Origin of the sequence: Rhodoferax koreense (assembly GCF_001955695.1) — a bacterium.
Lineage (GTDB): Bacteria > Pseudomonadota > Gammaproteobacteria > Burkholderiales > Burkholderiaceae_C > Rhodoferax_B > Rhodoferax_B koreensis.
In genome coordinates, this window is sequence record NZ_CP019236.1 from 5673981 (window position 1) to 5700242 (window position 26262).

Genomic DNA, 26262 nt, shown 5'->3' on the forward strand with positions numbered 1-26262 from the left:
CGCGCGCCGCGATAATCCGCGCATGCTCCCGTCCACATCCGCGCCGCCTCCAGATGCCGCGCCATCGCGCAGACCTTCGGTGCGCTTCATGCTGTCGCATCCCGCGCATTTCATCGCCCTCGGTTTCGGCTCGGGTCTGAGCCCGGTGGCACCGGGCACGGCCGGTACGCTCTGGGCCTGGCTGGCCTACCTGGTACTGCAGTCCTACCTGAGCAGCATGCAGATGGGCTGGCTCATCGCGGCGTCGCTGGTGGTCGGCTGGTGGGCGTGCACGGTGTGTGCGCAGCACCTGCGCGTGGCCGACCCGGGCGCCATCGTCTGGGACGAGGTGGTGGCGTTCTGGATCATCCTCTGGCTGGTGATGCCGGCCGGCCTGGTCGGCCAGGTGGCGGCTTTCGCCTTGTTCCGCTTCTTCGACGCGGTGAAACCCGGGCCGGTGGCCTGGGCCGACGAGGCCTTCAAGGGCTTCGACGCGCGCGGCGGCTTCGGCATCATGTTCGACGACCTGGTGGCGGCCTTCTGCACGCTGCTGGTGATTGCACTCTGGAGGTTCTGGTGAGTTCCAACCATGAAGATGAAGTGGTGCCGCTGGCCGATCTGCTGCTGCAAAAAGGCTGGTTCATGGCCGCGGCCGAGAGCTGCACCGGCGGCCTGATCGCCGGCGCCTGCACCGACCTGGCGGGCTCGAGCGGTTGGTTCGAACGCGGCTTCGTCACCTACTCCAACGAAGCCAAGAGCGAAATGCTCGGCGTCGACCCGGCGCTCATCGCCACCCACGGCGCGGTCAGCGAACCCGTGGCCCGGGCCATGGCGGCCGGCGCGCTGCGGCATTCGAATGCGCAGGTCTCGGTGGCGGTGACCGGTGTGGCCGGCCCGACCGGCGGCAGCGTGGAGAAACCGGTGGGTACGGTGTGGTTCGGCTGGTCGATCCGCGGCATCCTGACCAGCGAGAGGAAGTTGTTCGACGGCGATCGCGCCGCCATCCGCCAGGCGACGGTGCGGCATGCGTTGCGGCGGTTGCGCGATCTTGTGGCGGCCGCGCCGGATTGAAGGGACTGAAGGGGTTAAGGCGATCGACAGTGCTTCGACAGGCTCAGCACGAACGGCTTGTCTATCTCAACGAGCAGGCTTGTTTTTCCCGTTCGCCCTGAGCTTGTCGAAGGGTCTGGTTCGATTCGACGCAGGCCGTTATGCAGGCCGTGTATCGATGAAACTCTGGCGCAGCATCAATTTGTCCTGCAGCTTGGCCAGATTCGGATGCGCCGTACGCCAGGCGATTTCCGGAAAACGGAACTCCAGCCAGCCCAGCGCGCAACCCACGGCAATGTCGGACAGGCTCAGGTGGATGCCGCTGCAATAGGGCTTGTCGGCCAGGCCGCGGCTCATGGCCTTGAGGCTGGCGTCGATCTTGACCATCTGCCGGTCGATCCACTTCTGGCTGCGTTCCGCATCCGTGCGCTCGCTCCAGACCCGCTCCATCCGCGCGGCCACGCCGGCATCGGCCAGGCCGTCAGCCAGCGCCTCCCAGGTCTTGACCTCGACCCGTTCACGGCTCAGCGCGGGAATCAGCTTGCCCACCGGGGACAGCGTGTCCAGGTATTCCACGATCACGCGCGAGTCGAAGATCGCCTCGCCACCTTCCATGACCAGGCAAGGCACCTTGCCCAGCGGGTTCGATTCGCGGATGACGGTGTCCGGCGACCAGGGATCTTCCAGGATGAACTGGTAATCGAGCTTTTTTTCGGCCATGACCACGCGCACTTTGCGCACGTAGGGACTGGTAAGAGATCCGATGAGTTTCATGGGTGGTCGAGAACGGCGGGGACAGGCTGCCTTCGGGAAAGCCCCTGGGGTCCAGCCATTCTATCGATTCACCCCCCCTCGTCGGCTGACACGATTCGCGCGCCGCGTGCAACCGTGGCGCGCATCCTACAATCCGCAACATGACTTTCTCACCGATCTCGGCCCTGTCGCCGCTGGACGGCCGCTACGCCGCCAAACTCGCCCCCCTGCGCCCGCTGATGAGCGAACAGGGTTACATGCAACGCCGCGTGCAGGTCGAAGTGGCCTGGTTCATCGCGCTGAGCGACGCCGGTTTCAATGAGTTCAAGCCGTTGAGCCCGGGCGCGCGCACCTACCTGCTGAGCCTGGTGAAGAACTTCAGCGAAGCCGACGGCCTGGCCATCAAGGACATCGAGAAGGTCACCAACCACGACGTGAAGGCCGTCGAATACTGGATCAAGTCCAAGTTCGAGGCCCGGCCCGAACTGCTGGCGGCGGCCGAGTTCGTGCACTTCGCCTGCACCAGCGAAGACATCAACAACACCAGCCACGCGCTGCAGCTCAAGGGTGCGCGCCACCAGGTGATCCTGCCGGGCCTGGACGCGCTCATCACCAAGCTGCGCGAGATGGCGCATGCCTATGCCGATGTGTCCATGCTCAGCCGCACCCATGGCCAGACGGCCAGCCCGACCACGGTGGGCAAGGAAGTGGCCAACGTGCTGGTGCGCCTGGTGGCCGCGCGCGAAAAAATCGCCGCCGTGCCGTTGATGGGCAAGATGAATGGCGCGGTCGGCAACTTCAACGCGCATCTCTCGGCCTGGCCCGACTTCGACTGGGAAGCCTTCAGCAAGAAGGTCATCGAAACGCCCGAGCCGCTGGGCCTGGGCCTGACCTTCCAGCCCTACAGCATCCAGATCGAGCCGCACGACTACATGGCCGAGCTGTTCGACGCGCTGGCGCGCACCAACACCATCCTCATCGACTGGTCGCGCGACGTCTGGGGCTACGTGAGCCTGGGCTACTTCAAGCAACGCCTGAAGGCCGGCGAGATCGGCTCCAGCACCATGCCGCACAAGGTCAACCCGATCGATTTCGAGAACGCCGAAGGCAACCTGGGCCTGGCCAACGCACTGCTGCGCCATCTGAGCGAAAAGCTGCCGATCAGCCGCTGGCAGCGCGACCTGACCGATTCCACCGTGTTGCGCAACATGGGTGTGGCCGTGGGCTACGCCACGCTGGCCTACGCTTCGCTGCTGACCGGGCTGAACAAGCTCGAGATCAACGAGGAAGCCATCGCCGACGACCTGGATGCGTCGTGGGAAGTGCTGGCCGAGCCGATCCAGACCGTGATGCGCCGCTTCGGCGTGCAGGGCGCCTACGAGAAACTCAAGGAAGTAACGCGCGGCAAGACCGTGCGCGCCGAAGATCTGCATGGGCTGATCCGTTCGCTGGAGATTCCAGATGCCGAGAAGGAACGCCTGCTGGCGATGACGCCGGCGAGCTACGTGGGCAAGGCGGCCGAGCTGGCGCGCCGGGCCTGAACGACCGGCATGGCGCTCAAGGCAACCATCTTCAAGGCGAACCTTTCGATCGCCGACATCGACCACAGCTACTACGCCGATCACGCGCTCACACTCGCCCGCCACCCGAGCGAGACCGACGAGCGCATGATGGTGCGGCTGGTGGCGCTGGCGCTGAACGCGCACCGGCTGCAGACCGTGCTGGGTGGCGACGGCGTGCTGGCCTTCGGCGCCGGCCTGTCGAACCCGGACGACCCGGACGTGAGCCTGCGCGACTTCACCGGCCAGACGCGGCTGTGGATCGAGGTCGGCCAGCCCGAGGACAAACCCATCGCCAAGGCCTGCAACAAGGCCGACCAGGTGCTGCTGTACGCCTTCGGCCATGCGGCCGAAGTGTGGTGGCGCGGCATCGAGAACAAACTCACGCGGCTCGACAAGCTGCAGGTCTGGCGCGTGCCCACCGACGCCGCCCAGGCCCTGGCCGCGCTCGCGCAACGCAGCATGCAGCTGCAGGCGACGGTGCAGGAAAGCGCGCTGACGCTGAGCGACGACCAGCGCACGGTCGAGATCGAATGCGTCCGCTGGAAATAGCTTGGCTCACCCCCAGGTTGGCTCACTGCGTGTAGCCGCCCACCCCCTTGCAGGGGGCAACGCTGGCGGCCCGGCAAAGCCGGTTCCGCGGCGTTCTGGAAGGGCGCCACGGCAGCCGTTTAATCCCGTTCGTGCTGAGCTTGTCGAAGCACCTGGTTGAAGAAGTGAGCGGCTTCGACGGGCCCAGCCCGCACGGTTGTCGACCGAACCCGCTTCAACCGGGCATCAAAGCCCCGCACCGCCAGCACTGCTCGAAGCCACCCTCCACCTTTTCGCCGCAGTGGCACCACCACAGGCGCTGGGGCAGATGCTGCAGGTCGTCGAGCAGGGCCCGTGCACGGTCTTCCTGCTCCTCGTGCCGCAGCCAGATCTCGGGCAGGCACTGATCCGGGGGCAGATGGCCGGCCGCGGCGCCGAGGTACTGGCGCTGCACCGAGGCGGCGATGCCGGCCTCCAGCAAGGTATCGACCCACAGCGTGGCCAGGGCGATGTTGGGCGCCTGGACCAGTCGCAGCATCAGGGTGCGACCGGCGGTTTTTCGGCCGGCTCCGCTGCCACGGCGCCAGGCTGCGGCCCTTCGGCGGCGCGTTCGGCGTACCGGTTGAAGCGCCACGCATCGGCTTCGAGCGTGATGCGGCGCCAGGTGGCGCGTTTCTCGCCGGGCGTCATCGACGGCCAGTGCTGCACTTCGTCGAAGGTGCGGCCGCAGCCCTTGCACAGATCGTCGCCCTGGCTGGTGGAGCAGATGGCGATGCAGGGCGTGTCGGGCGTGCTTTCATACCAGCCCAGCCAGGCTGCGCGGGCGGCAGGCGGCATCGTGGCCTCGTCGGCTTCGTCCTGGCGGTAATAGACCATCAGTGCGTACACCTCGGCCAGCGCGCGCAATTCGGCGCACAGCGTCACGCCGTCGGGTGAGGGTTTCTTTTCGCGCCAGTGGTTGATGGCGGCTTCGATATCGGTGATGTGGATGCCGGCCATGGATGCAGGATGAGAGGTGGGTCTTGCGAAGGGAGGGCGATGATAGCGCCCATGTTACGCGGTGCACTGCACCGCTAACCCCCAGACGTTGCGGGGGATTGGCCGGACGGCCACAGGCTCCGCATTTGCTATCGAAATCGGAGCAAACCCAGCACACTTGGATTGCGCCAGGGCACGAAAACGCTTCAAGCCCGATTCCAGGCTCCAGCGATGCTCGCGCCCGCATGGCGGGCATCGCGGGAAATCGTCCATTGCGCAAACCGGCGTGGCGATGCTCTAATCCGCGCTTCGAGGGGGAGTAGCTCCCGCTTGTTGCGGCAAAGATCGTCCCGCAGGACGGCGCAGCCGCAGCAGGCATCGGTCCGCCGTCAATACGAAGCTTTCAACGCACGGGGTGCGGCTTCCGGCTGATCGGGCACGTGTGCATCGCACCGTGTCGGGCAAGACCTTCGATCCACACTGTCACAGGTGGGTCGAAGGTTTTCCGCGCAGATTTTGCCCGGTTTCCTCGGCTCCGGTTTCAGGTGGTTTTCGACAAATCAACCCACAACAAACGGAGTTTTCACATGGAATTTCTATCGGCGCCCTGGTGGTCGGCCCTGCTGGCCATCATCCTGATCGACCTGGTTCTCGCCGGCGACAACGCCATCGTCATCGCCCTGGCGGCACGCAGCCTGCCCACCCACCTGCAACGCAAGGCCATCATCTGGGGCACGGTCGGCGCCATCGTCGTGCGCTCCATCATGACGGTGGGCGTGGTCTGGCTGCTGAAGATCCCGGGCCTGATGCTGGCCGGCGGCCTCGGCCTCGTCTGGATCGCCTACAAGCTGCTGTCCGATCAGTCGGACGGCGAGCACCAAGGCCCCGTGGCCAACACCTTCTGGGGCGCAATGAAGACCATCGTCATCGCCGATGCGCTGATGGGCATCGACAACGTGCTCGGCGTGGCCGGCGCGGCGCACGGCGCCTTCGACCTGGTCATCCTGGGCCTGCTGATCAGCGTGCCGATCGTGGTCTTCGGCAGCACCATGGTGCTCAAGCTGGTCGAACGCTTCCCGATCATCATCCAGGCCGGCGCCGCCGTGCTGGCCTTCACCGCCGCCAAGATGATCGTCAGCGAGCCGCTGCTCGACGCCGTGTTCGACCCGCCGGAGATGATCCACACCGCCGCACGCTGGGCGGTCTATGCCGTGGCCGTGCTGGGCGTGCTGTTGGCAGGCCGATGGGCCGCCAGGCGCAACCAGCAGGCGACGGCCACGGAGCAGGTCGCCAATACCTGAGCGCCCGCCAGAGCGCCAAACCGGGGCGGCAACCGCCGCCCCGCAACCGAGCCACTACCAGGAGCTTGCATGGACAAAGTCATTGTGTTGATCGACGACGTGGCCTACGCCCAGGACCATCTGCGCCCGATGCTGGGCCGCGCCTGCGGCCTGTCGCCGGCCACGCTTTCCGGGCGGCACACGCACTGGGTGGTGGTGGCCTGTGCGCCGCGCATGACGCAGCGCGTGAGCAAATGGGTGAGCCACCGCTCGCGCGAGAACTGGCGCACCAAGTGGTCGGACCGGCTGTTCGCCGAACTCGCGCCCTGGCTGCAGCGGCATGGCGACGTGTGGACGCCGGTGGTGGCCACCGGCCCGCTGCCCGAACTCACCGAAGGGCTGATGGCCGAACATGGCACGAACCATCTGCTGGACGTGCGGCGGCCCAAGCTCAGCCCCGGACAGTCGGCATCGACCACGGTCATGGGCCAGCAGCATTGGTCGTTCGCCGGTGTCCTGGCCGGCCTCGGCCTGGTGCTGAGCCTGGGCCTGGACTGAGCGCGATTTCGGCCCTGGCTTCGACAGGATCGCGCTATCCGGGAGATTCGCCGGCGTAAAGATTCGCATGGGCCGCGCGGATGACCTTCTTGTCGAGCTTGCCGACGCCGGTCTTCGGTATCGCATCCACGAACAGGATGCGGTCGGGCAACTGCCATTTGGCGAAAGTCTTCGACAGGTGCGCATGCAGCTGCTGCAGCGTGGCTTGTCGGTCCGGCTTCAGGACCACCAGCGCCAGCGGCCGTTCCTGCCACCGGGGATGCGGAATGCCCACGACCGCCGCGTCGCGCACGGCCGGATGCCCCAGCAGCGCGTTTTCCATGTCGATCGATGAAATCCATTCGCCGCCGCTCTTGATCACGTCCTTGAGCCGGTCGGTGACCTTCACATAGCCGTCGGTATCGATGGTGCCCACGTCGCCCGAACGCCAGTAGCCGTTGAAGAACCGGTCCGCCGCGTCGGGCATGTCGTGGTAGCTGGTGGAAATCCACGGGCCGCGCAGGCAGATCTCGCCGACGGCCTGGCCGTCGTGCGGCAAGGCCTGGTCGTCCGCGCCCAGCAGCAGAATGTCGACACCGCACACCGGCAGGCCCTGCTTGCGCTTGAGATCCCACGCCGCCTCGGCGCAAAGGCGTTGCTTGAGCGTGGGCTTGAGCCGGTTGAGCGCCACCAGCGGCGTGGTCTCGGTGGCGCCGTAGCCGTGCACCACCTCGGCGCCCGTCGTCTCGTGGAAGCCGATCATCATCGGCAGCGGCGGCTCGGTGGCGCCGGACATCATGCGCAGGCGCCGGAAGTCGGGCTTGACCGGCAGCGTCTCGATGTACTGCAGCATCGGCTGGAAGATCGCCGGCGCGCCGTTGGTGATGGTGACGCCTTCGGCCATGATGGCGTCGGCCAGCGGCCTCATGTCCTCCACCGAGTAGCAGCCCGGCAGCACGATCTTGTTGGCCATCATGGTGGCGGCCTGCGGCAACCCCCAGCACTGGCCGTGGAACATCGGGGTGAGCAGCATGGTGCAGTCGTCCAGCGTCATCCCCATGTTCGCGGCCACCGACATGGAATGCAGGTAGATCGCGCGGTGCGAGTAATAGACCCCCTTCGGCCGCCCGGTGGTGCCGGTGGTGTAGCAGGCGCTGTAGGCCGCGTGTTCATCGACCATCGGCCAGTCGATGGCGGGCTCCGCCGCGGCGAGCAGGTCCTCGTGGTGGTGCAGCGGTGCCAGCGAGGTCCGGATCTCGGACAGCGGCTTGTCGGTCATCACCACCCAGCCCTTCACGCCGGGCACGTGCGGCGCGATCGACTCCGCGACCGGCAGCAGGCTCTCGTCGACGAAGATCAACGCGGCCTGGCTGTGCGTGACGACGTAGCCCAGGTCTTCGACACCGAGCCGGAGGTTCATCTGCAGCAACACGGCGGCAAGACCCGGGATGGCGTAGTAGAGCTCGAAGTGCCGGCGGCTGTTCCAGTCGAGCACGCCCACGCGGTCGCCCGGGCCGATGCCCAGGCCACGCAGCGCATTGGCCGCGCGGCACACACGCTGGTAGCAATCGCGGTAGGTGTAGCGGTCCCAGCCGCCGTCCGCGCGCCTGGCAACGATCTCCTGCTCGGGATGCGTGCGCGCCGCGTGCCGGATCAGTGTGGTCGTGTTGAGCTGGTAGTCGTGTCCCATCGTCGAGGGGCAGCCTCGGACAATGCCGTCGCGATGGGATGTCGTGGTCAGGGTGGTCAAGGTGGTCATGAGCATCAGGCGTTCACAGGGGGGCGAAGCGCGGCGCGGCGGCGACGGCGATGGCGCCGTCCGCGCCAGGGGCATAGATGCCGCGCGCGACGTTGTGCGGATGGTGCGCGGCCTCGGCCAGGCTCAGCACGGGCGCGAAACACGCGTCGCTGCCTTCGAGCAGGGCGCACCAGTGCGCGCGCGGTTGGCTGCGAAAACGGGCGGCCATCCGCGCCTTGAGCGCGGGCCAGGCGGCCTTGTCGTGCTGGCGGGCCGGGTCGACATCCGCAAGCCCGAGCTTGTCGAGCAACAGCGCATAGAACTGCGGCTCGAGCGCCGCGACGGTGATGAAGCCGCCGTCGGCGCATGCGTAGCTGTCGTAGAACGGCGAGTCGTGGAACGGGCTGGGCTGCGCGCCGTCGATCTGCCCGCCGCCGCGAATCCACTGCACCAGCGTGCCCAGCATCGCCACGATGTCCACGATGGCGGCATCGACCACGCGGCCGCGCCCGCTCTGGCGCGCCTCGAACAATGCACATGCGATGCCGAACGCCAGTCCCAACGCACCGCAGGCGTCGCCGACGACGGTGGGCGGCACCCTGGGCGCCTGCCCCGCGGGGGCCGCGAGCGACAGCAGCCCGGTCAGCGCCACGTAATTGAGGTCATGGCCGGCCGCCTGCGCGAGCGGCCCGCACTGGCCCCATCCGGTCATGCGGCCGTAGACCAGGCGTGGGTTGCGCGCCGCGCATGGCGCCGGGCCTACGCCCAGGCGCTCCATGACGCCGGGGCGGTTGCCTTCGACCAGGGCGTCGGCGTCGGCCACGAGGTCCAGCGCCCGGGCCAGGCCCGCCGTCGATTTCAGGTCGACCTGTTCCACGCGCTTGCCGCGCCGCAACGGGTTCTCGCCCGCGACACCGAGGCTTTCGTTGACCACCGCCGCACCGGGCCGCACGAGCGTCGTCACGTCAGCACCCATGTCCGCGAGCATGCGGGCGGCCAGCGGCCCCGGGCCGATGCCTTCGAACTCGACGATGCGCACGCCGTGCAAGGGGGGAAAACTTTGGACCATCATGTCGTGGAAGAGAACCTGGGACGGTGGGCATGTTCGTCGGGGGCGCGAAGCGGCGCATCGTCGCTACCGACGACCGCCCGCGCCGGCAAGGCGCCGCCGGGCGCCGCTCAGCGGATCACGTCGAGCCGCCGCGCAATCGCCACCGCTTCCGCGCGGCTGCGGGCGTTGAGCTTGGTGTTGACGTTGCGCAGATGGGTGCGGACGGTGCTGTCGGAGAGCTTGAGTTTTTCGGAAATCCCGCTGTTGGAATTCCCCTGCTCGACCAGCTGCAGGATCTGGATCTCCTTGCGCGTCAGCGGCTCCATGAGCGCGTGCGGCGCGGGCGTGCCCGCGCTGTCGAGTGTCATCGGGCCGAAGGATTCGATCAACCGCTGGACATGCGCGACCAGGATCGGGTCGCTGCGGCTGGCCGGTGTCTCGTGCAGCACCGCGTAGTAGTGGTGCACGAGCCGGCCGATGGCCTCGCCCTCGTCGACGAACATGCGCACGAAACCCTCCTGGCTGGCTTGCCGCAGCACGCCCGCGAGGATTTCGGTCGAAGCGGCGGGCTTGCCGCTGCGCTGCAGCGCGAGGCTGTAGAGCACACGCAGCTGCAGCAGGCGGCGTTGGCGCGACTGCCGGGCCGCCAGTTCCATCTCACGCTCCAGCGGCTCCAGCGTCGAACGCGCATCGCCGAAATGGATGTCGCGCCGGATGCGCGCGAGTTCCAGGTACTCGACCTCGTGCGCCGGCAGGCGTTGCCGCCGGATGCGTTCCCACACGGCCGGGTCGGCGGCGCGTTCCAGCTCTTCGGTGGCGGCCTGCTCGTTGCCCTGCATCAACAATTGGCGCGCACGCTCGAGCTTGGCGCTGGCCACCAGGCGGTCCAACTGGCGCGCATGGCCCAACTGCTCGAGCGCCGACAGCGTCTCGAACGCCTTGCCCACGTCTCCCCGGTGAAAGGCGATGCGGGTGCGGATCACCTGGCCGAGGATCATGTGGTCGGGCAGGCCGACATCGCAGGCCAGTGGCAGATAGATGTTGACGAGGTGGTCGGCGCCGTTCAAGTCGTTGGCTTCGTACAGCGTCGCCGCATAGAGCATGCCGGCCCAGGCGTTGCCGCTGGCGTAGTCGTACGAGGCCCTGTGGGTGGTGCTGATCGCAATGCGGAAACGCGCCGTGGCCTCCCGCAGCCGGCCGCGCTGGAAGTCCAGCATGCCGTCCAGCGACTCCGCATACATGCGGTTGAAGGTGCTGCCGCCGCGAACCCGGCGCGCGCCATCGATCAGCCGCTGCGCCTCGCGGTCTTCGCCCATGACCGAAAGAACGGCCGCCATCGCGTTGCGCAGCATGCTGTCGGCAAACGCGTTGTGCGTCGGCAGCTGCGCCATGCTCGCCGTGCCGCTGGCATAGGCTTCGTCGTAGCGGTCCTGCATGGCCAGCAGCAGCGGGCCCTGCGCGTTGACGTGCGCGATCACCTGCGGGTCCGTGCTGCCGCCCAGGTCGGCTTGCGCCAGGGTGGCCGCGGCCTCCCAGGCGCCACGCGTGAACAGCACCGGCCAGACGGACATGGCCTGCAACAAGGGATAGGCGCGCAGGTCGCTCGCCGGTATCGCGTCGAACCACCGCGCCAGCATCCGCATGCGGCCGTCTTCGAGGAAATCCTGCACGGTGCCTTCGAGCAGGGCGAGCGCATGCGGATAGTCGCCGCCTTCGATCGCATGCTCGATCGCCGGCACGCGGCGGTGCTGCGATTCGTACCAGCCCGAGGCCGCGAGATGCAGTCGTGCCAGGTCGTCGGGAAGCTCGCGCGCCAGGCGGGCCCGCAGGTAGTCGGAAAAAAGCCCGTGGTAGCGGTAACTGCGATCCTGGCCTGCCAGGGAGACGAGAAAAAGATGCTGCTCGTCCAGCGTGCGCAGCAGGTGCTCGGCATCCACCTTCGGCATCAGGGCCTGGCACACGGAGGCATCGAGACTGCGCAGGATGCTCGTGCGCAGCAGGAACTCGCGCAACTCCGCCGGCTGGTGAGCGAGCACGTCCTCGGCCAGGTAGTCGGCCACCGCGCGGCTCGAGCCGGAGAACTGCTCGACGAAGTCGCTGCCGGGCCCTTCCCTTTCGAGCGACAGCGATGCCAGCCACAAGGCGGTGACCCAGCCCTCGGTCTTCTGGTGCAGGCGACGTATGGCCTCGAACGGCAGCTCGGGCAGCCTGCGCAGCCGGAAGTAGGCCTGGGCTTCTTCCAGGCTGAAGCGCATGGCCTCGGCATCGAGTTCGAGCAACTGGCCGTGCGCGCGCAGCCGCGCCAGCCCCAGATCGGGCAGGTTGCGCGAACCGACGATCACCTGCCCGCCACGTGGCAGTCGCTCGATGGTCGCGCGCAGCAGCGCGAGCACGGCCGTTTCATGGATCGCCTCGAAGTCGTCCAGAAAAATCGCGAACGGTGCGGCAAGCGCATAGAGCGACTCCACCTTCTGCATCGGCGCGGCATCGCCGCGCGATGCCGGGACCAGGCTGCAGGCGACGGCACTGAAGCAATCGAGGAAGCGGCTCGCATCGTTGTCGGTGGTGTCCAGCGTGAGCCAGGCCGTCCGCACGCCCTGGGCGGCGAGGCGCTCGCGCAACTGCAGCATCGCCGTGGTCTTGCCGAAGCCGGCCGGCGCACGAAACACCGTCAGCCGAACCGCACCGGCGCCAGCCACCTTGTCGACGAGACTCCTGCGCCGCACCTGCGCGATGCCGGTAACGGGCGGTGAGAGCTTGGCGGCCAGCACCGATGAAATACACGGCGCATCGGCGACGGCGGATTCAATCATGGAACGCGTTTCCGGAGGGTGGTTGGACATGGCCTATTTTGCACTTGTGCCCTGCTGACGACGGCCGCCCGCGTGCGGGCCACGGTGCATTTTTCACTCGGGCCAGGCCACCACGACCTGGCCTGGCCCGACGGTCACGGCCCCGTCGTTCTCGGTCCAGATCTCGATCTCCACCAGGTGCTCGCCCCCATCGCCGCGCCACTTGCGCAGCACCTTGCCCTGGACCACGGCCGTGCTTCCCACCGTGTTGAACGACTTCATCCGGAAGCCCTGCAGACTGCGCAGCACGCCGGCCAGGCCGATGTACGCCCGCACGCTGCGCTCCCACATGCCCTGCAGCAGCAGGACGTTGGCATAGGCGTCGGCCGCGCCCGTGGACTGTGCATGTTCGGTGTTGTGGTGGATGGAGTTGAAGTCGCGGTTGGCACCCGCGGCCATCACCAGGCGATAGAGGCTGAGCGGGAACGCGAGCGGCGGCAGCGCATCGCCGGGCTCGATGTCGGACCAGCGGCGTTGGGGCGGTCTGTTCATGCGGATGTCGCGGGCAGGGGGTTGTAGAAAAAGAAGCCGAGGCGGCAGCGCGCCACGACGTCCAGGCGCTGGTTGACCACCTCGTATTCCCAGAGGGTGAACGCGCCGCGCCCCACGCGCGTGGCCTTGGGATCGCAGCGCAACAGGCGGTTGCCGCGTCGGCCCAGCCGGTCGCCCACGACCGGCGCGCGAAGGTACTCGGCGCCATATTCGGTGGCGAAGAACCCCGTGGTCGGAGGTGCCACGGCCACCCGCGTGCCGCGCAGCGGGCTGTAGGCGGGCTGCGCGTTGCGCCCGGCATCGACGAACAGCGGCTCGCCCGGACGCCACTGCGCCGGCAGCGAGAAGGTACCGATGCTGGTATAGGGCGCGGTGACATCGTCGAAGCCGTGCCGGCGTGCCGTCTCGCGGTCGTAGTGCAGCGGGCAATCGAATTCCAACGGCTCCAGGTAGCGACGGATGGCCCCTGGCTCGACCAGGTCGGCGCCCCAGCACACGCTGCCATCCGACAGGTCCTGCCCGACCAGCGCGACCATGGGTTGCCAGGCGACCTGCCAGTCGTCCGCGCCGCCTGCGCTGGCCGCATCGGCCCCCGCTGTGGCATCCGGCGTGGCTGGCGCAACGATGGTGGTATCGCTCATGGAAGGCGGACTCCTTTGGGTCATGCAGGGCATCGATGGTGCGAGTCTAGGCAGACACGCCGCGCCGATGATCGTCGCTTTCGACGAGGCTTCGGCGGCGCCGCGTTTCTACCATCGCCCGGCACACCAAGAAGATGGAGACACAACGATGTACATGACCCAGCCCCTGCACAAGGCCCTCATCGAACGGCCGCAGCGCACGGCGCTCGTTTGCGGGCCGCGGCGCAAGACCTTCGCGCAGTTCGCGGACCGCGTGGCGCGTTTCGCCGGCGCGCTGCGGGCCCTGGGCCTGCAGCCGGGCGACCGGGTCGGCATCATGGCGCTGAACTCCGATCGCTACGTGGAGTTCTTCTACGCCGTGTGGTGGGCGGGCGGTGTGGTCAACACCGTCAACGTGCGATGGAGCCCGAAGGAAGTCGCGTATGCGCTGGACGACTGCGACACGCGCATCCTGCTGGCCGACGATCAGTTCGCCGCGTGTGCCGCGGGCCTGCCGGGACTGTCGCAGGCGCTGAGCACCATCGTCCACATGGGCGACGGGGATCCACCCGCGGGCATGCTCGGCTACGAAGCCCTGATCACCGCGACGGCGCCGGTGGCCGATGCCATGTGCAGTGGCAGCGACCTGGCCGCGATCTTCTACACCGGCGGCACCACGGGCCGTTCGAAGGGCGCGATGCTCACACACGCCAACCTGTATCTGAATGCGCTGAGTGCGAATGCCGCGGCACCGCGGGCGGTCGAGGCCGTGGGCCTGCTGAACGCCCCGCTGTTCCATATCGGCGGCGCCGGCCACGTCTTCCAGCTCATGGCGCGGCTGTGCAAACAGGTGGTGCTGCCGGCCTTCGACGAGGTCGCGGTCCTTGAAGCCATCCGCGACGAAGGCGTCAGCGAACTCTTCCTGGTCCCCCTGATGGTCAAGCGGCTGATCGAGCATCCGCGCTTCGTGGACTTCGACCTTCGCGGCCTGAAGCAGGTGCTCTACGGCGCGGCGCCGATCGACGAGGACCTGCTCGCACAAGCGATGAAGGCCTTGCCGTGCGCCGACTTCTGTCAGGCCTACGGCATGACAGAACTCTCCCCTGTGCTCGCGGTCTTGCCGGCTTGGTGCCATCGCCAACCCGGGCAGGCAGGCAGGCTGCGTTCGGCTGGCCTGCCCGTGCCCATCGCGGAAGTGCGGATCGTCGATGCGAACGGAAGGCCGGTGCCCAACGGCACGGTCGGCGAGATCGTCGCGCGCGGCCCGCAGGTGATGGCCGGCTACTGGGGGCAGCCCGCGCAGACGGCCGAGGCCCTGAAGGACGGCTGGATGCACACGGGCGATGGCGGCTACATGGACGACGATGGCTTCATCTACGTGGTGGACCGCCTCAAGGACATGGTGGTCACGGGCGGCGAGAACGTGTATTCCGCCGAAGTGGAGAATGCCATCGCCATGCTGAAACCGGTGGCGATGTGCGGCGTGATCGGCGTGCCCGACGACACCTGGGGCGAACGCGTGCATGCCGTGATCGTGGTGCGCCCGGGCCAGGCCCTGACGGCCGCGCAGGTCATGGCCCACTGTCGCGAACACCTCGCGGGCTACAAGTGCCCGCGCAGCGTGGAGTTCCGCGCCGACATGCCGCTGTCGGCCGCGGGCAAGCTGCTCAAGCACGCGCTGCGCGAGCCGTATTGGCACGACCGCGGACGCAAAGTCAACTGAAAGAAGGAAACAGACATGCCCATTGCATTTCAACGCGCCTGGGACGACCAGGACCTGGCGGACTACCGCAACACCGTGGTGCGCTTCATCGAGACCGAGATCCTTCCGCACGACGAAGAGGCGCGCCGGCGCGGCGACGTCGGCCACGCGGTGTGGCGCAAGGCCGGCGCCCTGGGCTTGCTGTGCACGGACATTCCCGAGGCGTACGGCGGCGGCGGCGGGGATTTCCGCCATGAGGCCATCTTTTTCGAGGAACTGGGCCGCCGCTCGCTGACGGGCATGTGCACCTCGGTGCACTCCATCGTGGCGCACTACTTCCTGAACCACGGCACGGAGGAACAGAAGCGGGATTACCTGCCGCGCATGGCCCGTGGCGAGATCGTGGGTGCGATCGCGATGACCGAGCCCGGCGCCGGCTCCGACCTGCAGGGTGTGCGCACCCGCGCCGAGCTGCGCGACGGGCACTATGTGCTCAACGGCGCCAAGACCTTCATCTCGAACGGCCTGCTGGCCGGCGTGGTGCTGGTGGTGGCGAAGACCGATCCGGCGCAAGGGGCACGCGGCACCTCGATCCTGATCGTCGAACCCGAACAATGCGAGGGCTACCGCGTGGGCCGCGTGCTGGACAAGATCGGCCTGAAGGCGCAGGACACCTCGGAACTTTTCTTCGACGACGTGCGCGTGCCCGCCGGCCAGCTGCTCGGCGGCCGCGAAGGACAGGGCTTCTTCCAGCTCATGGCCGATCTGCCATACGAACGCCTGATGCTCGGCGTCGTCGCGCTGGCCGCCATGGAAGGTGCCTACGAGGCAACCCGTGCCTATGTGCACGAACGCAAGGCCTTCGGGAAGACGATCGCCGATTTCCAGAACACCCGCTTCAAGCTGGCCGAGATCGCGACGCAGATCAAGGTCGGCCGGGCCTTCATCGACCGATGCGTGGCGGATTTTCTGGCCGGCGGGCTCGACACCGTCACCGCCTCGATGGCCAAGCTCTGGAGCACGGAGGCCCAGGGCCGCGTGGTCGATGAATGCGTGCAGCTCTTCGGCGGCTATGGCTACATGAACGAGTACCTGATCGCACGCATGTATGCCGACGCGCGCATCCAGCGCATCTACGGCGGCACCAGCGAGATCATGAAGGAAGTGATCGCTCGCGCGATCTGAAGGAATGGCCTGCATGCCGCGGGGATGCCCGTCTTTTCCGACGATGCGCGCACCGGGATGGCGTCCTAGACTGGCCCGCACCACAACTCTGAACCATCCGCCGCGGCCCGCCTGCCACGCCACGATGGCCCGACGATGACCGCCGTATTCCTCTACGACCACGTTCGCACGCCGCGCGGCAAGGGCCGCCCCGACGGGGCCCTGCACGCCATCACGCCCGTCCAGCTCGCGGCCCAGGTGCTGCGCGCCCTGCGCGAGCGCCATGCCCTCGACACCGCACAGATCGAGGACGTGGGCCTGGGTGTGGTGATGCCGGTGGGCGAACAAGGCGCGGACATCACGCGCGCGGCGCTGCTCATCGCGGGCTACGGCGAGGGCGTGGCCGGCTACCAGCTCAACCGCTTCTGTGTGTCGGGCCTGGACACGGTGAAGATGGGTTTCGGCCTGGTCGCCTCCGGCCAGGCAGAAGCCGTGATCGGTGGCGGCGTGGAGTCGATGTCCCGCGTGCCGATGGGCTGCGACGGTGGCGCGGTCTACACCGATCCGGCGGTGGGCCGCCACTTTCCCTACATTCCGAACGGCGTCGCCGCCGACCTGCTGGCCTCGCTGCACGGCATCACGCGCGACGAGGTCGATGCGTATGCGCTCGAAAGCCAGCGCCGCGCGGCGGCGGCGCAGGCCCAAGGGCATTTCGACCGCGCCCTGCTGCCCGTGCTCGACGGATGGGGCCAGCCCGTGCTGGCGCGCGACGAGGCCAACCGGCCGGGCACCACGCTGGCCGACCTGGCCAGGCTCAAGCCCGCCTTCACCGCGATGGGTGAGCAGGGCTACGACGCGATCGTGCTGCAACGTTACCCCCACCTGGCCCGCGTGGAACACATCCACACCAGCGGCAATTCGAGCGGCGTCGTCGACGGCGCCTGCGCGGTGCTGCTGGGCAGCCGCATCTACGGCGAGCGCAACGGCCTGAAGCCGCGCGCACGCATCGTCGGCGCCATCTCGTGCGCTTCGGAACCGCTGCTGAGCCTGGACGGGCCGATTCCCGCGACCGCCCGCCTGCTCGCCCGATGCGGCATGGCGGCTTCCGACATCGACCTGTACGAAGTCAACGAAGCCTTCGCCGTGGTGCCGATCCGCCATGCGCGGCACTTCGGCATCGATCCGCAGCGCATCAACGTCAATGGCGGCGCCATCGCGCTCGGCCATCCGCTGGGCGCGACCGGCGCGATCCTGCTGGGCACGTTGCTCGACGAACTCGAGCGCCGCGGCCAGGCCACAGGCCTCGTCACGCTGTGTTCGGCGGCGGGGCAATCGACCGCGCTCGTCATCGAACGGGTCTGATCCGCACCACAAGACGCCTGCCATGTACAAGCACCTGAAACTCGAAGTCGATGCCGACGGCGTCGCGCTCCTGACTCTCGACCTCGCCGACCGGCCGATGAACGTCTTCACACCCGGCTTCACGGTCGACCTGCGCGCGGCGGTGGCGCAGATCGCGCAACGCGCCGACATCCGCGGTGCCGTCATCACCTCGGGCAAGGCCAATGGCTTCCTCGCCGGCGCCGACCTGAAGGACTTCGCCGGCCTGTATGCGCAAGGGCTGACGGCCGCGCAAGGCGCGCAGCAGGCCGCGCCCGGCGCGCTGGCCCTGCGCGAGCTGGAGCTTTGCGGCAAGCCGGTCGCGGCGGCCATCAACGGGCTGGCGCTGGGCGGTGGCTACGAGTTGTGCCTGGCCTGCCACCACCGCGTGCTGCTGGATGACTCGCGCGCATTCGTCGGCCTGCCCGAGGTCACCGTGGGCCTGCTGCCGGGCGGCGGCGGCACGCAGCGCCTGCCACGCCTGCTGGGCATCGCAAGCGCCTTGCCGCTGCTGTTGTCCGGCCGGCGTGTGGCGCCGGCCGAAGCGCTGATGCTGGGCCTGGTGGATGCGGTGGCGCCGGCCTCCGGGTTGCTGCCGGCGGCGCGGCGCTGGGTGCTCGGTCACCCGGGCACGCAGCAGCCATGGGACCTCAAGGGCTACCGGCTCCCCGGGGGGGCGGGTCCGATGGCATCCCATGCAGCCGAAAGCTTCGGTCTCACGCTGGCACGCCTGCGGGCCGAGACGCAGGACAACTATCCCGCACCGCAGGCCATTCTGTCGGCCGTCTATGAAGGCACGCAACTGCCGTTCGAGCGTGGCCTGCACATCGAGGCGCAGTACTTCGGCCAGTTGCTGGCGAACCCGGTGTCGCGCAACCTGATGCGCACGCTCTTCGTGAACCGTGGCGCGGCCGGCAAGCGGGCGCGCGGCGCCGTCACGCTGCCGCGCGCCGATGTGGCGCGCCTGGGCTTGATCGGGACGGGCCCGCACGCCGATGCCCTGGCCGAGGCCGCCGCGGCGGCCCGCATCGAGATCGTTCGCGCCGCTGCGGGCGCGATGCCGCCGATGCCCTGTGACCTGGTGGCCGATGCAGACCTGGGAGACAAACCACCGGGCGATGTCGTCGGCCTGCGCCTGCACACGCTGCGGCCGGACGCGCCGCTGATGGAAATCGTCGCCGGCGTGCGCACCGCACCCATCGTGCTGGCGCGGGCGCTGGACCTGGCGCAGCAACTGCGCGCCACACCCATCGTGGTCCGGGGTGGACTGGGAGCGTACACCGCGCACCTGGCGCGGGCGTACGCGCAGGAAAGCCGTGCCATGTGCGAAGAGGGTGTCCTGCCGGCGTTGGTGAACAACGCTGCGCGGCGGGCGGGCTATGCCGCCGGCCCGCTGGACGGCGCGCGACCGACGCCGGTGGCCACGGCGCAGCCAGCCGCCCAGCCGGGCGTGGAGGCGCTGCAGCAACGGCTGCTGTGCATCCAGGCGCTCACCGCCGTGCAGTGCATGGAAGCGGGCATGCTGAGCGACCCCGCCGATGCCGATCTCGGGGGCGTCCTGGGCTGCGGGTTTCCGGCCTGGACGGGCGGGCCGCTGTCCTACATCGAGACCGTCGGTGTCTCCACCTTCGTCGCGCGTTGCGACCGGCTCGCCGAGCGGCACGGCGGACGCTTCCGCCCCCCGGCGGGCCTGCGCCAGAGGGCACTGAATGGAGAAGGCCTGTATCCCGGGCCGGCACCGAAACGCACCGCGGACCTGCCGAACTGAGCGGGCGGGCTGCACCTGCGCCGCTGCGTTGGCACCGCACGGCATTTCCATTTTCCACAGGACCTGCAAGGTCCACCATCAGGAGACGTTCCTTGTTCCAAGGTGAAACCATTGAAGTCCTGCCGCTGCAGGACGGCCTCGTCGAACTGCGTTTCGACCGCCGAGGCGAGCGCATCAACAAGCTCGACGCGCGCACCATCGACGAATTTCGGCAGGCCACCGAGCGCATCGCCGCCGCACCCGAAGTACGCGGCGTGCTCGTGACCAGCACGAAGGACGCGTTCATCGTCGGTGCGGACATCGCGGAGTTCGGCGCGCTGTTCCAGCAGCCGGCCGAAAACATTGCGGCCGCGGTGCGCGCCAACAGCAAGCACTTCTGTCTTTTCGAGGACCTCGCGGTGCCCACGGTGGTGGCGCTCAACGGCTTCGCACTCGGCGGCGGACTGGAGCTCGCGCTGCTCGGCACGTTCCGCGTCATGGCCGGCACGGCACAGGTGGGCGTTCCCGAGGTTCGGCTGGGCCTGCTGCCGGGCCTGGGCGGCACCGTGCGGCTGTCGCGCGTGGCGGGGCTGGCCACCGCCATCGACTGGGTCACCGGCGGCAAGCCGGCCGAGGCGGCGGCCGCGCTGGCCGCCGGCGTGGTCGACGAGGTGGTGCCCGCCGAGGCGTTGCGCGAACGCGCGCTCCAGCTCCTGCAGCGCGCGGCGGGTGGCGAAATCGATTGGCAGGACCGTCAGCAGCGCAAGCGGAGGGCGTTGCCGGTGAAGACGGAAGAGATCGACCGCATCGCGCAGGCCGCACGCAGCCGGCTGGTCACGCGCCGCCCGAGGCACCAGCCGGCCGCGCACACGGCGCTGGGAATGATGATCGAAGCCGCGGCCTGCGAGCGCGATGCCGCGCTCGACCAGGAGGCCACCGCTCTCGGCCAATTGGCCAGGACGCAGGCCGCGGCGTCGTTGGTGCAGGGCTTTCTCAACGACCAGGCGCTGAAGAGGCTTTTCATGCAGCACCTGCGCAAAGGCCGCGCCGTGCGGCATGCGGCGGTGCTGGGCGCAGGCATCATGGGCGGTGGCATTGCCTACACCAGCGCCCTGCACGGCGTGCCGGTGCGCCTGAAGGACATCGCGGCATCGCAGCTCGAGGTCGGGATGCAGGAGGCCGCCAGGCAGTTGGACCAACGGGTCCGCAATGGCGGAATCGCACAGGACAGGGCCTATGCCGTGCTGGCGTCGATCGTTCCGCAACTCGACGATGCGGGCCTGGATGCGGTCGACTGCGTGATCGAGGCCGTGGTCGAAGACCTCGCCACCAAGCGCAAGGTGCTGGCCGCACTGGAACACGCGGTGGGCCCCGACACGGTCATCGCGTCGAACACCTCCAGCCTGCGCATCGATGACATTGCGACAGCGCTCGCACGACCCGAACGCTGCGTGGGCATGCATTTCTTCAACCCGGTGCCCGCGATGAAGTTGGTCGAGGTGGTCCGGGGAACCCGGACCAGCGACGCCGCGGTGTCGACGGCCGTCGGCTACGCGGTCGCGATGGGCAAGACGCCGATCGTGGTCAAGGACTGCCCGGGCTTCCTGGTCAATCGCATCCTGACGCCCTATGTCAGCGCCTTCGTGCAGCTGGTGGCCGATGGTGCCGACTTCGAGCAAGTGGACCGTGCGATGGAAGTCTTCGGCTGGCCCATGGGGCCGGCCTACCTGCAGGACGTGGTGGGCATGGATGTGGCCGCGCACGTGGGCGACCTGATCGCGGCAGGCTACCCGGACCGCATGCCGCGGGTGGCGCGCCACGCCATCAAGCTCATGGTGGCGCACCAGCGTTACGGCCAGAAGAACGGCGCGGGCTTCTACCGCTACGAAGCCGACGCGACGGGCCGGCCGCGCCGCGTCTCGGCGCCCGAGGCGCACGCGCTCGTCGCCACGCTGCAACCCGGGGGCCCCCGCGCATTCAGCGATGGCGAGATCGTCGAAAGGATGATGCTGCCGATGATCGTCGAAGCCGCGCACGCACTGGAGGAAGGCGTGGTCGCCACCGCGGCCGAGCTCGACATGGCCTTGCTGCTGGCCGTCGGCTTCCCGGCCCATGCGGGTGGCGCGTTGCAATACGCCGACTGGCTGGGGCTCGCGCAGGTGGTCGCGCGGTGCGACCGGCATGCGGCGCTCGGCCCCCAATACGCACCGACCGCCCGGATGCGCGGGATGGCCGCACGCGGCCTGCGCTACTACCCGCGTTGAGCCCGTTTCCAACAAGCATCTTTCATCTTTCACTCCGAGAACATCGACAGAGGAATTCACCATGCAACTCGATTCCAGCATTGCCGCCATCGTCACCGGCGGCGCTTCGGGCCTGGGCGCCGCCACCGCGCGGCGCCTGGCCGGCCACGGCGTGAAGGTCGCCCTGTTCGACCTCAACGCGGAACAGGGCGAAGCACTGGCCCGCGAGATCGGCGGCGTGTTCTGCCAGGTCGACGTGACCTCCGAAGAGCAGGTCGATGCGGCCTTCGCCAAGGCCCGCGCCGCGCACGGACAGGAGCGCGTGCTGGTCAACTGCGCCGGTACCGGCAACGCGGTGAAGACCGCCAGCCGCGACAAGGCCACGGGCGAGATCAAGCACCTGCCGCTGGCCAACTTCGACCGCACCATCCAGATCAATCTGGTGGGCACCTTCCGCTGCATCGCGAAATCGGCGGCCGGCATGCTCACGCTCGACCCGCTCGAGGACGGCGAGCGCGGCGCCATCGTCAACACCGCTTCGGCGGCGGCGGTGGACGGGCAGATGGGACAGGCGGCGTACTCGGCGTCGAAGGCCGGCGTCGCAGGCATGACGCTGCCCATCGCACGCGACCTGATGAACGAGGGCATCCGCGTCAACGCCATCCTGCCCGGCCTCTTCGATACCCCGCTGCTGATGGGCGCGCCAGAGCACGTGCGGGCGGCGCTGGCGGCCTCGGTGCCGTTCCCCAAGCGGCTGGGCCGTCCGGCGGAATACGCGGCGCTGGCCGAGTTGCTGATCACCAACGGCTACTTCAACGCCGAGTGCGTGCGCCTGGACGGCGCGCTGCGCATGGCGCCGCGCTGATGGCAGCGGGCGCTCGTCCCTTCCGACGACGCCATGCGGGGTCACGGCCCCGACAATCCGGGCGTGCAACTTCGCCCGCCCATTTTCGAGACTGGAGAAACACCATGCCTGAAGCCTATATCGTCGCCGCCTTGCGCACCGCGGGTGGCCGCCGCGGCGGCCGCCTTGCCGGCTGGCACCCCGTCGACCTCGCCGCCCAGGTGCTCGATGCGCTGATCGAACGCACCGGCATCGATCCGGCCCTCGTGGAAGACGTCATCATGGGCTGCGTCAGCCAAGTCGGCGAGCAGGCGTCCAACGTGGCCCGCAACGCCGTGCTGGCCTCCAGGCTGCCCGAGTCGGTGCCGGCGACCGCGGTGGACCGTCAGTGCGGCTCCTCGCAACAGGCGCTGCACTTCGCGGCGCAGGCCGTGATGTCGGGAACGATGGACATCGTGATCGCGGCCGGGGTCGAAAGCATGACGCGCGTGCCGATGGGGACACCGTCGGCGCTGGCGGCGAAAAGCGGGCTGGGCACGTCCGTGAGCCCGGTCATGCAGGCGCGCTACGCTGGCGTCGAGTTCAGCCAGTTCACCGGCGCCGAAATGCTGGCGCGCAACTACGCGCTCGAAAAGACGCAACTCGACGCGTTCGCGCTGCTGAGCCACCGCAAAGCCCTCGCGGCAACGCGCGACGGCCGCTTCGCCGGCGAAATCGTGCCTGTGGTGGTGCGACCGGCCGATGGCAGCGCGCCGGGCGAGATCCACGCCATCGACGAAGGCATCCGACACGACGCCACATCGGAGTCCATCGCCGGGGTCAAGCTGATCCAGGAAGGCGGTCGCCTCACGGCGGCATCGGCCAGCCAGATCTGCGATGGCGCCAGCGGCCTGCTGGTGGTCAACGAGCGGGGGCTGAAGACACTGGGCTTGCAGCCGCTGGCACGCGTCCACCACATGACGGTGCTCGGGCACGACCCGGTCATCATGCTCGAAGCGCCGATTCCCGCCACGCTGCACGCGCTGCGGCGCGCGGGCATGAAGATCGACGACATCGATCTCTTCGAGGTCAACGAGGCCTTCGCCTCGGTGCCGCTGGCATGGCTGCAGGCGACCGGGGCAGACCCGGCGCGCCTCAATGTGAACGGCGGCGCGATCGCGCTGGGCCACCCGCTGGGCGCCTCGGGCACCCGGCTGATGGCCACGCTGGTCCATGCGCTGGGCCAGCGTGGCAAGCGTTATGGCCTGCAGACGATGTGCGAAGGCGGCGGCCTGGCCAACGTGACGATCGTCGAGCGGCTCTGATGCGGGACGACGCCTTTCCCAGCGGTCTCTGCGGCCGCCTCCGCACTTCATCCCGTCACCGCATTCATGGAAACCTGAAATGAGCCCATCCGAAGCGCTTCTGTACGAACGCGACGGCGACGTCGCGGTGCTCACCCTCAACGTGCCGGCGCGCATGAACCCGCTCACCGCCGAGATCCAGGATGCGTTGCGCGCCAGGTGCCTGCAGATGCAGGCCGACGGCCATGTGCGCGCGTTGGTGCTGACCGGCGCCGGCAGGGCCTTCTGCACCGGTGCGGACCTCGACGGCATGGGGCCGGATCCGGCACGCAGCCTGGGCGAGCGCGTGGGCGACCTCATGGAAACGCGCGGCAACCGCATCATCGAGGACTTGCGTGCCTTGCCGTTTCCGGTGGTCAGCGCGGTGAATGGCGCAGCGGTGGGTGCGGGCGTGGGCCTGGCGCTGGCCGCCGACGTGGTGCTGGCCGCGCGCTCCGCGTATTTCCTGCTGCCTTTCATGCCGCGCCTGGGCATCGTGCCCGACCTCGGCACCAGCTGGTTCCTCGAACGCCTGGTGGGCCGCGCCCGAGCCGTGGGCCTCTCGCTGCTGGGCGACCGGCTGCCGGCCGAGCGGGCCGCGCAGTGGGGGCTGGTCTGGGCCTGCGTGGAGGATGCGGCGTTGAAGCAGGAGGCGCTGGCGCTGGCGCATCGGCTCGCGCCGCTTCCGACGCATGCCGCGCAAGAGATCCGCGCCGTCTACGAATCCGCTGGCAGCCAGCCCTTGCTGGCCCAGATGCGCTATGAGGCCGGGCGCCAGCGCGAACTGCTCGACGGCCCCGCGTTCGCCGAGGGCGTGCGCGCCTTCCAGGAGAAGCGCGAGCCCGTGTTCCACCCGGTGGCGTCCGCCACCCCAGGAAATGCATGAAACCCATTGACGAACACACGCCGGTCATTGTCGGCGTCGGGGAGATCACCCATCGCGAAAAGCGCCCCGAAGCCGGGCTCGAACCTGTGGCGCTGATGGCGCGCGCCGTGCGTGCCGCCGAACAGGACGCCGGCGCCAAGCTGCTGGCCGGCCTGGACTCGGTGGACGTGGTGTGCCAATACTCGTGGCCCTACGCCGACGCACCCGGCCTGCTGGCCCGCCGGCTGCGCTGCCAACCCGCGCGCAACGTGTATGGCGTCGTCGGTGGCGAAGCGCCGGTGCGCGCCCTCCACGAAGCCGCGCTGCGCATCGCCCGCGGCGAGAGCCGGGTGTCGCTGGTCGTGGGTGCGGAAGCGCAGTACAGCGTGAGTGCGGCGGCGCAGCTCGGTGCACGACTGCCCTGGTCGGCGCGTGACGACAACGCCAAGCTGCTGCGAGGCGCGGACTACCTGCCCCCGCTGGTGGTGAAGCACGGCGTCTTCCAGCCGATCACGGTCTACCCGTTCTACGAGAACGCCACGCTGGCGCATTGGGGCCAGACGCCGCGACAGGCGTGGGAAGAGTCGTGCGCGCTCTGGGCGCGCTATTCGGAAGTGGCTGCGCGCAACCCCCATGCCTGGCGAAGAGAGGCTTTCACGGCGCAGGACATCGCGCAGGTGACGCCGGACAACAGGCGCATCGCATGGCCCTACACCAAGCGCATGGTCGCGAACCCGCTGGTCAACATGGGCGCGGCGGTGTTCCTCACCAGCGTCGGCCATGCGCGCGCGCTCGGCATTGCACCGCAGCGCTGGGTGTACGTGTGGGGCGGCGCCGCCGCCGAGGAACCGCGCGACTATCTGCTGCGCGACCAGTACCACCGCTCGCATGCGCAGGACCTCGTGCTGGAAACCGTGCTGCAGCAGACCGGCGGTGTCTCGCCATTCGAAATGCTCGAACTCTACAGCTGCTTCCCGGTGGTGCCCAAGATGGCGCGGCGCACGCTGGGCCTCGGGCCGGATGCGCAGATGACGTCCACCGGTGGGCTGAGCTTCTTCGGCGCACCGCTGAGCAACTACATGACCCATGCGGCGGCCGGCCTGGTGCATGCGCTGCGCGCGGCCCCGGGCAAGACGGCGCTGCTCTATGGCCAGGGCGAGTACGTGACCAAGCACCACGCCCTGGTGATGGGTACGCAGCCGGCGCCACAGGGCCTGCCGGCCCAGGACTACCGCGTGCAGGCGCAGGCCGATGCGCGACGAGGCGCAGTGCCCCCGCTCGTGCTGGACTACGCCGGGCAGGCCGCGCTGGAGACGTTCACCGTCATCCATGGACGCGACGGCCGTGTTGCGCACGGCGTGGTGATCGCACGCACGCCACAGGGTCAGCGCCTGATGGCACGGGTCGCCCCCGACGACACGGCCACGCTGGCGGTGCTGACCGACCTGGACCGCAGCCCGGTGGGCCGCCAGGGTGACGTCACCGCGGGCGAGGACGGTCTGCTCAGGTGGCGCGCCGCCTGAGCAGGCGACGGCAGCCGGATTTTCATTCCCCACCCACAAAACCATCATCACG

Annotated in this window: 23 protein-coding genes; 15 read left to right on the forward strand and 8 right to left on the reverse strand. The window is 68.7% G+C overall.

All coding sequences use genetic code 11. The features are described from left to right. Positions 1-22 precede the first annotated feature (22 nt). Together RD110_RS26195 and RD110_RS26200 are read left to right on the forward strand one after the other, a co-directional pair. Entirely contained in the window at positions 23-559 is a 537-nt protein-coding gene (locus tag RD110_RS26195) for a phosphatidylglycerophosphatase A family protein (RefSeq protein ID WP_076203826.1), read from the forward strand. 62 nt (positions 560-621) lie between these two features. After that, complete coding sequence (locus RD110_RS26200) at positions 622-1050, forward strand: CinA family protein (protein ID WP_083686721.1); 429 nt, start codon at positions 622-624, stop codon at positions 1048-1050. Between the two features lie 138 nt (positions 1051-1188). On the opposite strand, the gene RD110_RS26205 is transcribed toward RD110_RS26200, so the two are convergent. Continuing rightward, positions 1189-1803: a glutathione S-transferase N-terminal domain-containing protein gene (locus tag RD110_RS26205; RefSeq protein ID WP_076203831.1), complete on the reverse strand. Its 615-nt coding sequence runs from the start codon at positions 1801-1803 to the stop codon at positions 1189-1191. Between the two features lie 140 nt (positions 1804-1943). Here RD110_RS26205 and purB point away from each other — a divergent pair, with 140 nt between their 5' ends. After that, positions 1944-3323, forward strand: coding sequence for an adenylosuccinate lyase (gene purB / locus RD110_RS26210; protein WP_076203833.1), 1380 nt, complete (start codon positions 1944-1946; stop codon positions 3321-3323). A gap of 9 nt (positions 3324-3332) precedes the next feature. Further along, positions 3333-3893, forward strand: coding sequence for a YaeQ family protein (locus RD110_RS26215; protein WP_076203836.1), 561 nt, complete (start codon positions 3333-3335; stop codon positions 3891-3893). A gap of 214 nt (positions 3894-4107) precedes the next feature. Here RD110_RS26215 and RD110_RS26220 read toward each other — a convergent pair whose 3' ends face one another. Both RD110_RS26220 and RD110_RS26225 read right to left on the reverse strand, forming a co-directional pair. After that, complete coding sequence (locus RD110_RS26220) at positions 4108-4410, reverse strand: putative signal transducing protein (protein ID WP_076203839.1); 303 nt, start codon at positions 4408-4410, stop codon at positions 4108-4110. Beyond that, the gene (locus tag RD110_RS26225) at positions 4410-4871 is read right to left on the reverse strand and encodes a DUF3717 domain-containing protein (protein WP_076203841.1); all 462 of its coding nucleotides are present in this window, start codon (positions 4869-4871) and stop codon (positions 4410-4412) included. Before RD110_RS26225 ends, RD110_RS26220 begins: the two co-directional genes overlap by 1 nt. A 566-nt stretch (positions 4872-5437) precedes the next feature. On the opposite strand from RD110_RS26225, the gene RD110_RS26230 reads away from it, so the two are divergent. Both RD110_RS26230 and RD110_RS26235 read left to right on the forward strand, forming a co-directional pair. After that, the gene (locus RD110_RS26230; protein WP_076203844.1) at positions 5438-6151 is read left to right on the forward strand and encodes a TerC family protein; all 714 of its coding nucleotides are present in this window, start codon (positions 5438-5440) and stop codon (positions 6149-6151) included. A gap of 69 nt (positions 6152-6220) precedes the next feature. Next, a complete protein-coding gene (locus RD110_RS26235; protein ID WP_076203847.1) occupies positions 6221-6688 on the forward strand; it encodes a hypothetical protein in 468 nt (155 codons plus the stop codon). A gap of 34 nt (positions 6689-6722) precedes the next feature. On the opposite strand, the gene RD110_RS26240 is transcribed toward RD110_RS26235, so the two are convergent. The 5 genes from RD110_RS26240 to RD110_RS26260 form a co-directional block, all read right to left on the reverse strand. After that, entirely contained in the window at positions 6723-8432 is a 1710-nt protein-coding gene (locus RD110_RS26240; RefSeq protein ID WP_239467132.1) for a long-chain-fatty-acid--CoA ligase, read from the reverse strand. A gap of 7 nt (positions 8433-8439) precedes the next feature. Further along, positions 8440-9477: a CaiB/BaiF CoA transferase family protein gene (locus tag RD110_RS26245; RefSeq protein WP_204250008.1), complete on the reverse strand. Its 1038-nt coding sequence runs from the start codon at positions 9475-9477 to the stop codon at positions 8440-8442. 107 nt (positions 9478-9584) lie between these two features. Next, on the reverse strand, positions 9585-12269 hold the full coding sequence (locus tag RD110_RS26250; RefSeq protein ID WP_076203849.1) for a winged helix-turn-helix domain-containing protein: 2685 nt from the start codon (positions 12267-12269) through the stop codon (positions 9585-9587). Between the two features lie 93 nt (positions 12270-12362). Next, positions 12363-12800 (reverse strand): hotdog family protein, encoded by a 438-nt coding sequence (locus RD110_RS26255; protein ID WP_076203852.1) that lies wholly within the window; start codon positions 12798-12800, stop codon positions 12363-12365. Further along, entirely contained in the window at positions 12797-13441 is a 645-nt protein-coding gene (locus tag RD110_RS26260; protein WP_157900332.1) for an FAS1-like dehydratase domain-containing protein, read from the reverse strand. Before RD110_RS26260 ends, RD110_RS26255 begins: the two co-directional genes overlap by 4 nt. A gap of 148 nt (positions 13442-13589) precedes the next feature. Here RD110_RS26260 and RD110_RS26265 point away from each other — a divergent pair, with 148 nt between their 5' ends. The 9 genes from RD110_RS26265 to RD110_RS26305 all read left to right on the forward strand — a co-directional run bounded on the left by RD110_RS26265 (position 13590) and on the right by RD110_RS26305 (position 26210). Then, positions 13590-15143, forward strand: coding sequence for a long-chain-fatty-acid--CoA ligase (locus RD110_RS26265; protein ID WP_076205746.1), 1554 nt, complete (start codon positions 13590-13592; stop codon positions 15141-15143). A 15-nt stretch (positions 15144-15158) separates the two neighbouring features. Continuing rightward, a complete protein-coding gene (locus tag RD110_RS26270) occupies positions 15159-16307 on the forward strand; it encodes an acyl-CoA dehydrogenase family protein (RefSeq protein WP_076203855.1) in 1149 nt (382 codons plus the stop codon). A gap of 135 nt (positions 16308-16442) precedes the next feature. After that, on the forward strand, positions 16443-17648 hold the full coding sequence (locus RD110_RS26275; RefSeq protein WP_076203857.1) for an acetyl-CoA C-acetyltransferase: 1206 nt from the start codon (positions 16443-16445) through the stop codon (positions 17646-17648). A gap of 22 nt (positions 17649-17670) precedes the next feature. Then, positions 17671-19434, forward strand: coding sequence for an enoyl-CoA hydratase-related protein (locus RD110_RS26280; protein ID WP_076203860.1), 1764 nt, complete (start codon positions 17671-17673; stop codon positions 19432-19434). Between the two features lie 92 nt (positions 19435-19526). Then, positions 19527-21677 carry a fatty acid oxidation complex subunit alpha FadB gene (gene fadB, locus RD110_RS26285; RefSeq protein ID WP_076203862.1) on the forward strand — a complete coding sequence of 717 codons (2151 nt, stop codon included), beginning with the start codon at positions 19527-19529 and terminating at the stop codon, positions 21675-21677. A gap of 61 nt (positions 21678-21738) precedes the next feature. Further along, entirely contained in the window at positions 21739-22521 is a 783-nt protein-coding gene (locus RD110_RS26290; protein WP_076203864.1) for an SDR family NAD(P)-dependent oxidoreductase, read from the forward strand. A gap of 104 nt (positions 22522-22625) precedes the next feature. Beyond that, a complete protein-coding gene (locus RD110_RS26295; protein WP_076203867.1) occupies positions 22626-23804 on the forward strand; it encodes an acetyl-CoA C-acetyltransferase in 1179 nt (392 codons plus the stop codon). Positions 23805-23883: 79 nt separating this feature from the next. After that, on the forward strand, positions 23884-24708 hold the full coding sequence (locus RD110_RS26300; protein ID WP_076203869.1) for an enoyl-CoA hydratase-related protein: 825 nt from the start codon (positions 23884-23886) through the stop codon (positions 24706-24708). Next, positions 24705-26210, forward strand: coding sequence for an acetyl-CoA acetyltransferase (locus tag RD110_RS26305; protein ID WP_076203872.1), 1506 nt, complete (start codon positions 24705-24707; stop codon positions 26208-26210). The genes RD110_RS26300 and RD110_RS26305 overlap by 4 nt, the downstream gene beginning before the upstream one ends. Positions 26211-26262: the final 52 nt, after the last annotated feature.